A 13875-nucleotide genomic window follows, 5' to 3' on the forward strand; every position below is an offset into this window, starting at 1 on the left:
GGGCAACGGCCAGCGTGACCGCGACGATGCCGGTGGCGCTACAGCGGCGCCGCCTCGGTTGGCTTGTCGCTGCCATAATGATGCCAGGTGAACACCGCGAGCGCGCCGCGGTGCGGGCGCCAGGCTGCCGACAGGTCGCGGACCAGCCGCTCCGGCGGGCGCGTGTCGTGGCCGAGCAGGCGGCCGATCTCGATCTGCACCGCGAGATCGCCCGCCGGCCAGATGTCGGGGCGGCCTTCTGCGAACAGCAGGTAGATTTCCGCCGACCAGCGGCCGATGCCCTTGACGCGGATCAGCTGCGCGGCCGCCTCTTCGTCGTCCGCCGGCAGACGATCGAGATCGAGCCGGCCGCTGGTCACCTCCTCGGCAAGGCTGCGGGCATAGCCTGCCTTCTGGCGCGACAGGCCGGCGGCGCGTAGCGTTTCGTCGCTGGCGGCGGTGATGGCATGGGGGTCGCTCGCGTCGCCGACCAGCGTCTCGAGCTTGTGCCACACCGCGTTAGCGGAAGCGACGCTGACCTGCTGGCCCATGATGGTGCGCAGCAGCGTCGCATAACCGCGCGCGCTTATACGAGGTTCGGGATAGCCGACCCGTGCCAGGCCGGCGGCGAAGCCGGGTTCGATCGCGGCCAGTGCGTCGAGCGAGCCGCGCAGCTGCTCGGCAGTCAGCCCCACCGTACTTGATCCCGTAGCGGCCACGCGGCAAGGCATGCGGCCAATCGAGTGGAGACCATCATGCCCAAGCTTATCGTCGTAACCCGCGAGGGGAAAGAGCGCGAGATCATTGGCGAAACCGGGCTTTCGGTGATGGAGGTGATCCGCGAGGGCGGGGTGGACGAGTTGCTGGCGCTGTGTGGCGGCGGTTGCAGTTGCGGCACCTGCCATGTCCATGTCGACCCGGAATTTGCCGCCAAACTGCCGCCGATCGACGAGGATGAAGACGACGTTCTCGACGGGGTGGAGGGGCGGGATGCGACCTCGCGGCTGTCATGCCAGCTGCCGTTCGGGCCCGCGCTCGATGGACTGAGGGTCAGGATCGGCGAGGAGTTCTGATCTCGCCGCCGGGCCCATGGCAGCGCGTCTAACCGATGGAAGGACGCCCTCGTTCGCCCTGGCGTGTCGAAGGGCCTGAGTCTCGGGTGCTTCGACAGGCTCAGCACGAACGGAAGAGTGGGGGGGGCGTGTCGGCGTGGTGCGAACGGCCCTACCGCTCAGCGTGCCGCTGGGCCCGTGGGCAGCGGGGTATATCCCATTTAATCTATGCAGGGACGCCCCTCCGTTCGCCCTGACTTGTCGAAGGGCCTGAGACTCAGGTGGTTCGACAGGCTCGGCACGAACCGAGGAGTGGGGGGCGTGTCGGCATGGTGCGAACGGCCTTACCGCTCAGCGTGCTGCCACCGCGTAGAGCGCGATGGCGGCGGCGTTGGAGACGTTGAGGCTTTCGATCTTGCCCGAGATCGGCAGCTTGGCGAGCTCGTCGCAATGCGCCTCGGTATTCTGGCGCATGCCTTCGCCCTCGGCGCCGAGCACGATGCAGATGCGCTGGCTGCCCATCGCCTCGGCGAGGGTTTGCGTGGCATGGCCGGTGAGGCCAATCCGCCAGAAGCCGGCCTCGGCGATCTCCTCGAGCGCGCGGGCGAGGTTGACCACCCGGATCCACGGCACCGTCTCCAGCGCGCCCGATGCGGCGCGCGCAACCGTGCCCGATTCGGGCGGCGAGTGGCGATCCTGGGTGACGATGCCGAGTGCGTTGAATGCCGCTGCCGAGCGCAGGATGGCGCCGACATTGTGCGGATCGGTGACCTGATCGAGCACCACCAGCGGACGCTGGTCGTCGGGATCCTCGCGGCCCGCCATCAGCAGGTCGGCCAGCCACATGTCGTCGAGCGGGTCGACTTCGGCCACCAGGCCCTGGTGCGGCGCATCCGCGGGCACCATGCGGCCCAGATCGGGCGCCTCGGCGAAGGTCACCTGCAGGTCCGCGGGCAGATCGAGCGCCGCCAGCGCCTCGCGCGTGCCCCACAATTTGCGCACGACGCGATTGGGGTTGGCAAGCGCCGCCATGATCGGGTGGCGCCCCCACATGCGGGGCCGGCCGGCGGTGCCGGTGCTGGGGCGGTGTCCACGTTTGGCCATCAGTCGTCGTCGTCCGAATAAGCGAAGGGGTCGGTCACCGCCGGCTTGGTGGGCAACGGCGGGCGTGGCAGCGCCTTGTCCGCATTTGCGGCGCTGAGCAACACCGATGCGAGAATGATCGAGCCCTGGCGCATGTCGGCGGCTTTCAGATGATCATAGGTGTCGATCGCGCTGTGGTGGACGCGGCTGTCGTAATCGAGCGGATCCTGGATGAACTGGAAGCCGGGCACGCCGACCTGCTGCAGGAACACGTGATCGGTGCCACCGGTGGGGCGGACGACCACGGTGTTGGCGCCCATCGACGCAAACGGGCTCAGCCAGTCGCGGAAGGTGGCGACCACCGCCGGATTGCTCTCGGCATAAAGACCGCGCAGCTTGCCCGAGCCATTGTCGATGTTGAAATAGGCGGCAAGGTCGCCGTAGCCGGGCAGCGGCGTGATCGGCCAGCGATTGGCGAAGCCGTAATAGGCCTTCATCCCGGCCTGCGGCGGATCGTTCGGCGAGCCGCGGTGGGCGAGGTGCTGCTCGACATAGGCCATCGAGCCGAGGATGCCCTGTTCCTCGCCGGCCCACAGCGCAAAGCGGATGGTGCGCTTCGGCCGCACGCCGCTCGCGGCGAGGATGCGCGCGGCCTCCATGATCTCGGCGCTGCCGGCGCCGTTATCGGCAGCGCCATCGCCCGCCACCCACGAATCGAGATGGGCGCCGGCCATCACATATCCGGCCCTGGGATCGGTGCCGGGGATCTCGGCGATGATGTTGTAGGCGTTGGCGTCGCTGTCGTCGAAGCGGACGTCGCTGTCGATCTCGAGCGTCGGAGCGGCGCCGGCCTTGGCGAGGCGGGCGAGGCGCAGATAATCCTCCTGCGCGATCTGCACCGCCGGGATCACGGGCGTCTCGCCGGTGCCGAACTGATAGCCTTCGCCGCTCACCAGCTTGCCGTCGCGATAGGCCATGGTCGCCATCGCCACCGCGCCTTCGCTTTGCAAAAAGGCATCGAGCTTCTTGGCGAAATCGAGCCGCTTGAGGCGCCGGTCGGCGGCCGTGGGATCGTAGCTCGGCTGCTGGAACTGATCGAGCTTGGCGAGATCGTCGCTGCCGAGCCGCTTGAACGCCGGATCGGTGGGGTCCTTGGCGGCCTCGGGGAAGCTGGTCATGACGATCTTGCCGCGGAGCTGGCCGCGATATTTGTCAAAATCGCGCTCGCGCCTGATCGGCGCGACGATCACCGGCGCGGTGAGCGCGCCACGGGTCGCGGGCGTCCAGGCGACCGGAATCGCGGTGAGCTGGATCGCGCGCGGCGTGACCATGCGCACGCTCGAGCGCTCGATCCACCAGCCGCGGCCGAAGGCGAAGCCTTCCTTGTGGACGTTGCGCAGCCTCCATTCGCTGAACTTCGCCTGGGTCCACGCCTCTGCCTTGCGCATCGCCGGCGAGTTGGTCATCCGCGGGCCGATCACGTCGGCGAGATATTCGGCGGTGACCATCACCTGGCTGTGGTTGGTGCCCTGATCGATGATCGTGTTGACGCTGGTGCGGTCGGGCGCGCGATCGACCGGGGGCGTCGGCTTGGCCTCGCGGGCGGCGGCGGGCGAGAGCGCGACGAACGCGGTGGCGGCGAGCAGCAGATGACGCATGGTTTTCCCCCCAATGACGATCCGACGGTGCTATGCCCGGGTAAGGCACGGCGCAAGACGGATTGCCTCGGCAGGCGGCGCTTTGGTGGCCCGGCGGCACTTTGCTGCGTTGACAGGCCGGTCCCGCTTCGCCATGGAGCCGCCTCGCTTCTAAAGCGGCCCATCTGGACAGGTGGCCGAGTGGTTAAAGGCAGCAGACTGTAAATCTGCCCGTGCAAGCGTACGCTGGTTCGAATCCAGCCCTGTCCACCATCCTTTCAGACCGATGCCAGCGATGCCGTTCCCTTCGGGGATGCCCGATCACGGCTGTGTGGCCCGGCGCATCAGCCGCGGCCGGTGCGACGCGGTGCGGACCAGGCGGCGAGCGGCTGGGCGCCGGTGGGCGGCGGCGTGTGCGGGAAGCGGGCGATCAGCTGGTTGAGCACGCCGGTGGCGATCGGCGAGATGAACTTGAGGCCCACCGCGGTGCTGGTGCTCCAGATCACGCGGCCGGAGGTCAACACCTTGTCCGGCAGGTTGACCAGCAGCACATCGCCCTCGGCGAAGCGGCAGAACAGCTCGGCGCGGCAGCCCAGGCGGGAAATATCGGTGACGGTGGCCTGCAGATGGCCGACGGCGGAGCTGACGATTTCCGCCGGCGCGTTAACCAAGCGGCGGGGCGCGAGACGCAGGGATTCGGGCGCGCGGGGATCGATATAAGCGCCGTTGCTGGGCTTCATCGGGACAACCTTTGTCGAATGGCTGGAGTCGCACCCAGTATAAACACGGTAGTGCAGGCGAGCTGCATCAATACGCCAGTCCGGGTCTAAGTTGCGTCGGAATCGACCTATTTGCAGGTGGTGACAGTTGCCGCGACATCGCGTCACGAAAATGAACCAAAGCGGGACTTGGTTAACGCGGATCGGCGCACCCACGTTGCTTGGCGGGCGTTATGAGCACGGCAGGAGCTGTGACGATGATCTTGGTAAATGGCGTTCCCGTGTATCTGATGCTGGCGCTGGCCTTTGCGGCCGCCACCGGGCTGGCGATGCTGCGGCGCGACGGGCCATCGGTGCTGGCGATGGCAGTCGCGGCGCTCGGCGCCGGGCATCTCGCCGGCGTGCCGCAGCTGATCCTTGCCTGGGGGCTGATCGTCACGGGCGTGGCGATGGCGGCGGCGGTGATCGCGGTGGTGCTCCACGCGCTGGCCGGCGCGCGCTCCACCTTTGCGCTGGGGCTTGCCGGCACGCTTGCCGCCTGCGCCGCGCTGATCCTGTCCGATGCGCATCCCTCGCTGGCGATGATCGACCAGCCGCCGCGGGTCGGCGTCGCGATCAGCCGCGAGGTGGATATGCTGGTCGAGGCGTCGGGCAGCCAGGTGCCGGTGGCGCCGCGCGCGGCGATTCAATCGATGCTGGCGCGGGTCCATGCTGGCTGATGGCGCCGCGGCCGATCTTGCCTTATCTGCTGCCCGCGCGTAAAAGGCGGGGTCGGCACGGTGAAGCGACTGAATGAGCTGGGGAGCCGGATCGCCGGCCGCACTGCGGATCTCGCTGGGGCCCCGCTGTCGATCCTGCTGGTGGCGATGTTCTGCGCGGGCTGGTTCATCAAGGCCGGCGCGGCCGGCGAGAACACGCTGACGCTGATCCTGTCGGTGGCGTCGATCACGCTGACGCAGATGGTGCTCAACGGTCAGCGCCGCAGCGAGCAAGCGCTCCACCTTAAGATGGACGAGCTGGTCTATGCGATGCAGGGCGCGCGCAACGAGGTCGCGGGCATCGAGGCGAAATCCACGGAGGAACTCGAGGCACTGCGGCGCACGGGCGATGCCGCCGAGGAGGAATTGCAGGATCGCGGCACGGCGGGGTGACCGGCTCTCGTAACCGTGCATCACCCTGAACCTGTCTTAGAATCCAGGGGCGCATGTGCCGTGCGCGCGTGGCGGCGGGAGGTGGTGCGGTGGCCCCCGCACCCCCTCGCGCAGTTATTCGCCGCCCTGGACGGAGAGGTCCTCCGACAGCACCTCGTCAGTTTCGTCGTCGTCGGCATCGGCGACCGGCGGGGTCGCGGTGCTGCGATCGTCGGACTGCATTTCGGGCTCGACGATCGGCACGCCGGTGGTCGCGGCGCCATCATCGGGCGCCATCGCCTGCGCCTGCGGGCCGTCGGTGATCGCGGCGGTGATTTCCTGATGCTCGGGCGTGTCGGCCATAATCGTGCCTTTCCAATGAGGTGAGGCGTGAACGCGCGACGCTGCGGATCGAGCCGCCGGCCGTGCCGTGAAGACGCTATTATGATCGGGGCCGTAACGACGGGAACGGCCGCGATTCTGGTCGGTTGAGGCGGTCTTCCCAAGGGAGATTGCAATGACTGCCGAACGCGATGACACCCGCGACGACGCGCCGCTGAGCACCTCCAAGCGCAGCGGAGCGACTGACGAGGCGATTGCCGGACTGAGCGAGGGCCAGGGCTCCTCGATCGTCGGCCGCGCCGTGACCATCAACCGCCCCGCGGCCGAGCTGTTCAGTTATTTCCGCGATTTCGCCAATCTTCCGAGCTTTATGGAGAATGTGGTGCGGATCGACGTGCTGGATGGCACCCGCTCCCATTGGGTGGTGAAGGCTCCCGCCGATCGTACGGTGGAGTGGGACGCCCGCGTCACCGCCGAGGAGGAGGGCCGGTTCATCGAATGGACCTCCGAGCCCGGCGCCGACGTGGCGAACAGCGGCCGGATCGAATTTAAGGAGGTCGGCGCGCGCGGCACAGTGGTGACGGCGACGATCGCTTATGATCCGCCGGGCGGTGAGATCGGCAAGCTGATCGCCAAGATGTTCCAGCGAGAGCCCGCGATCCAAGCGCGCCGCGACCTCAGGCGCTTCAAGCAGCTGATGGAAACCGGCGAGATCGCCACGCCCGCGATGAACCCCAAGCAGTTCGAGGAGATGGGCCTGTGAAAGCACTGGCATGGCACGGCAAGCATGACGTCCGCATCGACACGGTGGACGACCCCGAGATCGTCAACGACCGCGACTGCATCATCAAGGTGACGTCGACCGCGATCTGCGGCTCGGACCTCCACCTCTACGACGGCTATATCCCGACCATGCAGGCCGGCGACATCCTCGGCCATGAGTTCATGGGCGAGGTGGTCGAGGTCGGCGCCAAGTCGACGCTGAAGAAGGGCCAGCGTGTGGTGGTGCCGTTCACCATCGCCTGCGGCAGCTGCTTCCACTGCAACAAGCACCAATATTCGGCCTGCCCCAACGGGCTGCCGGCGGACAACCAGGATATCGCGCAGGAGCTGTACGGCCACGAGATGAGCGGGCTGTTTGGCTACAGCCACATGACCGGCGGCTATGCCGGCGGCCAGGCGGAATATGTCCGCGTGCCGTTCAGCGACGTCGGCCCCATCGTGATCCCGGACGGCGTCTCCGACGATAAGGTGCTGTTCCTCTCCGACATCCTGCCGACCGGCTGGCAGGCGGCGGAATATGCCCAGATCGAACCCGGCGATACCGTCGCGGTGTGGGGTTGCGGCCCGGTCGGGCTGTTCGCGGTGCAGTCGGCGTTCCTGATGGGCGCCGAGCGGGTGATCGCGATCGATCATTTCCCGCACCGGCTGGAACTCGCCAAGCGGTTCGGCGCCGAGACGATCAACTTCGAGGAATCGGCGACCTATGAGGCGCTGATGGAGATGACCGGCGGGATCGGCCCGGATGCGGTGATCGACGCGGTAGGCCTGGAGGCGCACGGCATGCTCGCCGATAATATCATCGACCAGATCAAGGCCTCGACCTTCCTCGGCACCGATCGCCCGCACTCGATCCGCCAGGCGATCATCGCCTGCCGCAAGGGCGGCCGCGTCTCGATGCCGGCGGTGTACGGCGGCTTCGTCGACAAGTTCCCGCTCGGCGCGTTCATGGAAAAGGGGCTGACGCTCAAGACCGGGCAGACCCACGTCCAGCATTACATGCCGGCGCTGCTCAACGCGATCATGGAAGACAAGATCGATACCGAGTTCCTGATCTCGCATCGCATGCCGCTGACCGATGCGCCCAAGGGCTACGACCTGTTCAAGAACCACCAGAATGAGACGACCAAGATCGTGCTGAAACCCGGCATGACCACGGCCGCCTGAGGAGAGAGCATCATGGCCAATAAATTCGCGATCATCACCGGCGCCTCGACCGGCATCGGCTTCGAACTCGCCACGCTGGCGGCCAAGGACGGCTACGACATCCTCGTCGTCGCCGACGAGCCGCTGATCGATGCCGCTGCCGCCGACTTCAAGCAGTTCGGCACCGACGTGCAGTCGGTACAGGCCGACCTGTCGACGATCGACGGCGTCGATACCTTGCTCGCCGCGGCGGGCGGGCGGCAGATCGACCTGCTGTGCGCCAACGCCGGCCGCGGGCTCGGCCACGGCTTCCTCGACCAGGACGTCAGCGACTGGCGCCGGGTGGTCGACACCAACATCACCGGCACGCTCTATCTGCTGCAGAAGGTGCTGAAGCCGATGGTCGCGCGCAACGCCGGCAAGGTGCTGGTGACGGGCTCGATCGCAGGCTACATCCCGGGCTCGTTCCAGGCAGTGTACAACGGCACCAAGTCGTTCATCGACTTCTTCACCGATGCGCTGCGCAACGAGATCAAGGACGCCGACGGCGTCACCATCACGACGCTCAAGCCCGGCCCGGTCGAAACCGAGTTTTTCGACCGCGCCGAGATGATGGATACCTCGGTCGGTCAGTCGGAGAGCAAGAGCGATCCGGTCGACGTCGCCAAGGACGGCTGGGACGCGCTGATGAGCGGCCAGGCGAGCATCGTCTCGGGCTGGAAGAACAAGATCCAGGCGGCGGTGGCCAATGTCACGCCGGCGGCGGTGCTGGCCGAGCAGCATCGCAAGATGGCCGAGCCGGGAACGGGCAACGCCTGACGCGGGCATGAGGCCGCCGGCTTAGGTAAACGCCCCGGTTGGCGGCCCTTCTTCAGCTGACGTGAGCAGTGTGGGCGGTGCGGCAGGTGAGAGCCATGAATGCTGAAACGAAGTCAGCACCACGACATTCGGAGCACGGATCGGGAGGTTCGCGCTCGCTTAACGCGTGGCGCGACTCTTTGGCTGGTTGCTTCTCGCCTGCGCGGCCTCCCAGGCGCGTTGTTCTTCAAGCCGGCGTCGCTGGCGTTCCGCCCGGCGTGAGCGTCGGTCAAGCTGGCGGCGATAGGCGAGCCCTGCCGCCGCGATGGCGATGGCGAGCACCGCAAGGCCCAGCCACATCAGATTCATCGTCACCGATCCTTTCAACAACGACTGCCCGTCGCCGTGTAGGCAATCGGGGCCGAGCTATCCGGACTGTGGCATGACCTAAGCATGAAGCAGGAATGAATCACATCCGATTCGGACATGATCGTCACCGCTGCGGTGGAGCGGGTGAAGGGAATCGAACCCTCGTCGTAAGCTTGGAAGGCTTCTGCTCTACCATTGAGCTACACCCGCATCGCCGTCACGGGCGTGCTGCGGCTAGACTAGCGGCGCGGGCTCGCGGGTGCAAGCGTGGATGGTTCACGGCTTGCTTACCAATGGCAGTATAGGCAGGCGCGATGTCGCCCGAAGCCGTTCCTGTCGCCGTGCCACGCGCCGCCGCGCCCGCTCTTGCCGATCCGCGCCCGCGCTCGGCGGTGAGCACCGGCGTCGGCCTGGCCGGGCTGGCGGGGCTGGTCGCCTGGGTGGCGGTGGCGCGCCATTGGGGGATGGACGGGCCGTATGCGGCGCTGGTCGCGCTGGTCTGCTGCGGGGTGCCGATGATCGGCTGGTCGCTGCTGGTGGACAAGGTCCACCACCACGCCAGCACCGGGATCGACTGGAGCCGCGCGCAGCCGTGGCGCGAGACGCTCGACGTCAGCATCACCAAGCTTGCCGGCCTGTGGGTGACCTGGGCGGGAATCGCGCTGATCTACGGCGTCGAGCGCTTCTACTGGCAGGGCAATTTCGCCTTTGCGATGTGGTGCTTCGGTTGGACGGCACCGGTGCTGTTCGTCGCCTCCATTCCCTATGTGCTGTGGCTCGACCGCTATTTGGTGGCGCCGCACGACGGCAGCTGGCACCTCGGCGCCTGGCTAACCGGGCAGGCGGGGGTGGATCACCAGGCGATCTACGGCCATCTGCGCAGCTGGGCGGTCAAGGCGTTCTTCCTCGCGTTCATGCTGGCGGGGACGCCAGGCAATTTCGGCGAATTCATCCGCTGGGACTGGCGGAGCATCACCGACCCGGCGGGCGTCGCCAACTGGCTGATCACCTTCATGTTTCTGATCGACATGGGGATGGCGACGGTGGGCTATATCCTCACCTTCCGCCCGCTCGACGCGCATATTCGCAGCGCCAACCCGTTCGCGGCCGCCTGGGTGGCGGCGCTGATCTGCTACCCGCCGAGCATCCTGATGGATAACAACGGGCCGCTCGATTATCATGTCGGCACCCAGAGCTGGTTCGTGTGGTTCGCCGGCCAGCCGCTGCTGCTCGGCGCCTGGGGGGCGATGCTGGTGGTGCTGACCGGCCTTTATGCCTGGGCGACGGTCGCGTTCGGGCCGCGCTTTTCCAATCTCACCAACCGCGGCATCCTTACCCATGGGCCCTACGCCTGGTCGCGGCATCCCGCCTATCTCGCCAAGAACCTGTTCTGGTGGCTGTCGACGATCCCGGTGCTGACGCTCGGCAGCCTCAGCGATGCGGTGCGGGCGACGCTGCTGCTCTCGGTGGTGAGCGGCGTCTATTACTGGCGCGCGCGCACCGAGGAGCGCCACCTGCTGCTCGACCCGGATTACCAGGTCTATAACGCGTGGATGAGTCGGCACGGAGCGGTGCCGCGGCTGTTCCGCTGGCTGGGTGGGCGCACCGCCTGAGCGTGAGGCGGCAGCCGCGATGACGGATTTGTCACGCCCATCGTCAACGGGTTGCCGATAGCATCACCCGGATAATCAACCGGTGTGAGTCGGCGGCATGACGAACAAGATGGGCGCAGGGTGGCAGGCGGCGGTGCTGGGGCTGGCGGTGCTGATGCCAGGCGCGGCCGCTGCGCAGACCTATACGGTGCGACGGATCGATACGGCGCCGGCCAAGGGTTATGACGACATGCACATTGCCAAGGCCGCGGTGTCGGGCGAGCGGATCAGGCTGTGGGCGGCGACGCTGGTGAACCCCGATTGCACACCGGCCGGCACCATGACCACCGAGATCCTCTCGCCGCCGCGCCACGGCGATGCAATGCTCTCCGACGATCCCTTCTACCCCAGCTTCCTCCAGCCCAACCCGCGCGCGGCGTGCGATGCGCGCAAGGTGCCGGGCAAGCAGTTGTTCTACACCGCCGCCGCGGGCTTCCACGGGCACGACAAGATCGTGTTCCGCAACGCCACGTCGGAAGGCCGGATCAGGCGCGTGATCGTCGACATCGACGTGCGCTGACCTGTCACCCTGGCGCGCCCGCTCGGCAGGCGCCTGGCGGCTGGTGGTACCTGCCGGGGCACTTGCGCGCGGCCGCGCGATCGCGGAGCGTCGGGCGAATCCTCTCTTGGAGCCTGCCGATGCCGAAGCTGGTGCTCGACGCCTTCCCCGCCACCAATGCCACCGGTTATCCACCGGCCCATGCGGCGGCGGTGGAGGGGCGCTGGTATCGCCGGCTTGGCCCGGCCAGCGGCCTGTCGCAGTTCGGCGTCAGCCACGTCACGCTGGCGCCAGGCGCCTGGTCGTCGCAGCGGCATTGGCACGAGGGCGAGGACGAGTTCGTCGTGATCCTCGCCGGCCAGGCCTATCTGGTCGACGACGATGGCGAGCATGTGATGAACCCGGGCGACTGCGCCTCGTTTCCGGCGGGCGAGGCCAACGGGCATGTGCTCCAGAACCGCAGCGACGCGGATTGCCTGTTCATCGCCGTCGGCCGGCCGAGCGAGACGGACTGCCATTACCCTGATATCGACCTGCACCTGGCGGCGGGGCAAGGCTTCCGTCGGAAGGACGGCTCCGCCTTCTAGGCCAGTCTGGCGGGCAAGGGCTAGAAGCTGGCCTCGGCGTAGACGCGGCTGAGATCACCGCCCCAGATTCCGTGGTAGCGCTCGAGCAGCACCTCGGCAGGGACCTTGCCGGTGCGGACGATCTCGCGGAGCGGATCGAGGAAGCCGGTCTCATTGTCGCCGATGCCGTTGAAGCGCGCGCGATCGGCGAGACCGGCGTGGGCGATGTCGAGCACCTGGCCGGCGATATCGCGGAGCTTGCCGCCGCCGGGCAGCGGTGCATCGAGCGCGAGGCGCGGCACCGCGTCGCGCAGCGCCTGGCGGTCTTCGATCGACCAGTCCTTGACGAGGTCCCAGGCGGCATCGAGCGAACCCTGGCTGTAGAGCAGGCCGACCCAGAAGGCGGGCAGCGCGCAGATCTTGTTCCACGGGCCGCCGTCGGCACCGCGCATCTCGAGGAAGGTCTTGAGCCGCACCTCGGGGAAGGCGGTGGAGAGATGGTCGTTCCAGTCGTCAAGCGTCGGCAGCTCGCCGGGAAGGACGCTGAGCTCACCCTTGAGGAAGTCGCGGAAGCTGAGGCCTGCGGCATCGATGTAGCGGCCGTCGCGGTAGACGAAGTACATCGGGACATCGAGCATATAGTCGGCGTAGCGCTCGTAGCCGAAGCCGTCCTCGAACACGAAGGGCAGCATGCCGGTGCGCGCCGGATCGGTGTCGGACCAGATGTGGCTGCGGTAGGAGAGCATGCCGTTGGGCTTGCCTTCTGTGAACGGCGAGTTGGCGAACAGCGCGGTGGCGAGCGGCTGCAGCGCCAGCCCGACGCGGAACTTCTGCGCCATGTCGGCTTCCGACCCATAGTCGAGGTTCACCTGGATCGTGCAGGTGCGCAGCATCATGTCGAGCCCCATGGTGCCGACCCGCGGCATGTGGCGGAGCATGATCGCATAGCGACCCTTGGGCATGATCGGCAGCTCGGCGCGGGTCTTGTCCGGCCACATGCCGAGCCCGAGGAAGCCGATGCCGAGCTTCTCGCCGGCGGCCTTGACCTGATCGAGGTGGCGGCCGGTCTCGGCGCAGGTCTGGTGGAGATTGTCGAGCGGCGCGCCCGACAGCTCGAACTGGCCTGCCGGCTCGAGGCTGATGCTGCCGTCGGCGCCGGCCATGGCGATGACGTTGGCGCCGTTGGGGCCCTTCTCCTCGACCGGCTGCCAGCCATATTGCTCGAGCTCGCCGAGCAGCGCGCGGATGCCGCCGGCCTCGTCATAGGAGGGGGCGTGATGATCCTTGGTGGAGAAGACGAATTTCTCATGCTCGGTACCGATCCGCCAGCGTTCCGCCGGCTTCTCGCCGCGGGCGAAGCTGGCGATCAGCTGGTCACGCGATTCGATGCGCGGCGAGGCCTTGGGCTCGTTCGTCTTGGTAGTCATGGCGGCGCCTTACGCGGGGTTGAACAGCGGCGCTAGCCTGACTGATTACCAGTCGCCGGCGGCGGCCATCCACAGCGAGACGGCGGCGGCGGCGGCGGTGTCGGCGCGCAGGATACGCGGGCCGAGCGTGATGCCGACCGCCTGGGGCAAGGCCTTGATCGCGGCGCGTTCCTCGTCGGTGAAGCCGCCTTCCGGGCCCACCAGGATCGCGGCCGGCCCGGCGTGGGCGCGCATCGCCGCCAGCGCGGGGGCGCCGCCGCTCTCGTCGGCGAAGAACAAAGCGCGCTCCGCCGGCCAGTCGCGCAGGCAAGCGGCGAGCTTGACCGGTTCGGCAAGGCTCGGCAGCGCGGTGCGGGCGCATTGCTCGGCAGCCTCGATCATGTGCGCGCGCAGCCGATCGAGCTTGGGGCGATCGACCACCGTGCGCGCGGTGATCACGGGGACGAGGCGGTCGACGCCGAGCTCGCAGGCCTTTTCGGCAAGCCAGTCGACCCGGCCCTTCTTGAGCGGCGCGGCGCACAACCACAGATCGGGGACGGGTTCGCGCGGGCGGAGCTGCTGAGTGACGTCGAGCGTGAGGTCGCGCTTGTTGACCGCGCTCGCGACGCCCAGCCATTCGCCGGTGACGTCGTCGAACAGCTTGACTGGGTCGCCGGGGGCGAAGCGCATCACCGCGATCAGATAATGCGCCGCCGA

17 protein-coding genes and 2 tRNA genes are annotated in these 13875 nt (G+C 67.6%); 10 read left to right on the forward strand and 9 right to left on the reverse strand.

Translation table 11 applies throughout. From position 1 onward, the window contains the following. Positions 1-38 precede the first annotated feature (38 nt). On the reverse strand, positions 39-674 hold the full coding sequence (locus OXR60_RS19020; protein WP_267397597.1) for a DNA-3-methyladenine glycosylase 2 family protein: 636 nt from the start codon (positions 672-674) through the stop codon (positions 39-41). A gap of 60 nt (positions 675-734) precedes the next feature. On the opposite strand from OXR60_RS19020, the gene OXR60_RS19025 reads away from it, so the two are divergent. After that, on the forward strand, positions 735-1052 hold the full coding sequence (locus OXR60_RS19025; RefSeq protein ID WP_267397598.1) for a 2Fe-2S iron-sulfur cluster-binding protein: 318 nt from the start codon (positions 735-737) through the stop codon (positions 1050-1052). A 330-nt stretch (positions 1053-1382) separates the two neighbouring features. Here the strand turns inward: OXR60_RS19025 and rlmB are convergent, their stop codons facing one another. Further along, the gene (gene rlmB / locus OXR60_RS19030; RefSeq protein WP_267397599.1) at positions 1383-2135 is read right to left on the reverse strand and encodes a 23S rRNA (guanosine(2251)-2'-O)-methyltransferase RlmB; all 753 of its coding nucleotides are present in this window, start codon (positions 2133-2135) and stop codon (positions 1383-1385) included. Continuing rightward, the gene (locus tag OXR60_RS19035; protein ID WP_267397600.1) at positions 2135-3772 is read right to left on the reverse strand and encodes a M20/M25/M40 family metallo-hydrolase; all 1638 of its coding nucleotides are present in this window, start codon (positions 3770-3772) and stop codon (positions 2135-2137) included. Before OXR60_RS19035 ends, rlmB begins: the two co-directional genes overlap by 1 nt. Positions 3773-3938: 166 nt before the next feature. Between OXR60_RS19035 and OXR60_RS19040 the strand changes: the two genes are divergently transcribed. Continuing rightward, positions 3939-4024 (forward strand) — tRNA-Tyr (locus tag OXR60_RS19040). A 71-nt stretch (positions 4025-4095) separates the two neighbouring features. On the opposite strand, the gene OXR60_RS19045 is transcribed toward OXR60_RS19040, so the two are convergent. Beyond that, positions 4096-4491 carry a PilZ domain-containing protein gene (locus OXR60_RS19045; RefSeq protein ID WP_267397601.1) on the reverse strand — a complete coding sequence of 132 codons (396 nt, stop codon included), beginning with the start codon at positions 4489-4491 and terminating at the stop codon, positions 4096-4098. Between the two features lie 236 nt (positions 4492-4727). Here OXR60_RS19045 and OXR60_RS19050 point away from each other — a divergent pair, with 236 nt between their 5' ends. Together OXR60_RS19050 and OXR60_RS19055 are read left to right on the forward strand one after the other, a co-directional pair. Next, positions 4728-5189 carry a hypothetical protein gene (locus OXR60_RS19050; RefSeq protein ID WP_267397602.1) on the forward strand — a complete coding sequence of 154 codons (462 nt, stop codon included), beginning with the start codon at positions 4728-4730 and terminating at the stop codon, positions 5187-5189. 60 nt (positions 5190-5249) lie between these two features. Continuing rightward, positions 5250-5621 carry a low affinity iron permease family protein gene (locus OXR60_RS19055; protein WP_267397604.1) on the forward strand — a complete coding sequence of 124 codons (372 nt, stop codon included), beginning with the start codon at positions 5250-5252 and terminating at the stop codon, positions 5619-5621. Positions 5622-5735: 114 nt separating this feature from the next. Here OXR60_RS19055 and OXR60_RS19060 read toward each other — a convergent pair whose 3' ends face one another. Beyond that, the gene (locus tag OXR60_RS19060) at positions 5736-5963 is read right to left on the reverse strand and encodes a hypothetical protein (protein ID WP_267397605.1); all 228 of its coding nucleotides are present in this window, start codon (positions 5961-5963) and stop codon (positions 5736-5738) included. Between the two features lie 154 nt (positions 5964-6117). Between OXR60_RS19060 and OXR60_RS19065 the strand changes: the two genes are divergently transcribed. From OXR60_RS19065 to OXR60_RS19075, 3 genes are read left to right on the forward strand one after another with little or no spacing between them, the layout of a single operon-like run. Then, positions 6118-6705: an SRPBCC family protein gene (locus OXR60_RS19065; RefSeq protein ID WP_267397606.1), complete on the forward strand. Its 588-nt coding sequence runs from the start codon at positions 6118-6120 to the stop codon at positions 6703-6705. Beyond that, entirely contained in the window at positions 6702-7889 is a 1188-nt protein-coding gene (locus OXR60_RS19070; RefSeq protein ID WP_267397607.1) for a zinc-dependent alcohol dehydrogenase, read from the forward strand. The genes OXR60_RS19065 and OXR60_RS19070 overlap by 4 nt, the downstream gene beginning before the upstream one ends. A gap of 12 nt (positions 7890-7901) precedes the next feature. Further along, on the forward strand, positions 7902-8687 hold the full coding sequence (locus OXR60_RS19075) for an SDR family NAD(P)-dependent oxidoreductase (protein WP_267397608.1): 786 nt from the start codon (positions 7902-7904) through the stop codon (positions 8685-8687). 159 nt (positions 8688-8846) lie between these two features. Here OXR60_RS19075 and OXR60_RS19080 read toward each other — a convergent pair whose 3' ends face one another. Together OXR60_RS19080 and OXR60_RS19085 are read right to left on the reverse strand one after the other, a co-directional pair. Beyond that, the gene (locus OXR60_RS19080; protein WP_267397609.1) at positions 8847-9035 is read right to left on the reverse strand and encodes a hypothetical protein; all 189 of its coding nucleotides are present in this window, start codon (positions 9033-9035) and stop codon (positions 8847-8849) included. Positions 9036-9171: 136 nt separating this feature from the next. Further along, a tRNA-Gly gene (locus OXR60_RS19085) sits at positions 9172-9245 on the reverse strand. Between the two features lie 104 nt (positions 9246-9349). Here OXR60_RS19085 and OXR60_RS19090 point away from each other — a divergent pair. The 3 genes from OXR60_RS19090 to OXR60_RS19100 all read left to right on the forward strand — a co-directional run bounded on the left by OXR60_RS19090 (position 9350) and on the right by OXR60_RS19100 (position 11773). After that, positions 9350-10648 (forward strand): DUF1295 domain-containing protein, encoded by a 1299-nt coding sequence (locus OXR60_RS19090; protein ID WP_267397610.1) that lies wholly within the window; start codon positions 9350-9352, stop codon positions 10646-10648. A 97-nt stretch (positions 10649-10745) separates the two neighbouring features. Then, a complete protein-coding gene (locus OXR60_RS19095) occupies positions 10746-11207 on the forward strand; it encodes a hypothetical protein (RefSeq protein WP_267397611.1) in 462 nt (153 codons plus the stop codon). Between the two features lie 119 nt (positions 11208-11326). Continuing rightward, complete coding sequence (locus tag OXR60_RS19100) at positions 11327-11773, forward strand: cupin domain-containing protein (RefSeq protein WP_267397612.1); 447 nt, start codon at positions 11327-11329, stop codon at positions 11771-11773. Positions 11774-11793: 20 nt separating this feature from the next. On the opposite strand, the gene OXR60_RS19105 is transcribed toward OXR60_RS19100, so the two are convergent. Then, a complete protein-coding gene (locus OXR60_RS19105; RefSeq protein WP_267397613.1) occupies positions 11794-13179 on the reverse strand; it encodes a glutamate--cysteine ligase in 1386 nt (461 codons plus the stop codon). 45 nt (positions 13180-13224) lie between these two features. Next, the coding region (locus OXR60_RS19110; RefSeq protein ID WP_267397614.1) for a 16S rRNA (uracil(1498)-N(3))-methyltransferase at positions 13225-13875 on the reverse strand (651 nt) is incomplete at its 5' end.

This window comes from Sphingomonas sp. GC_Shp_5 (genome assembly GCF_026540855.1).
GTDB lineage: Bacteria > Pseudomonadota > Alphaproteobacteria > Sphingomonadales > Sphingomonadaceae > Sphingomonas.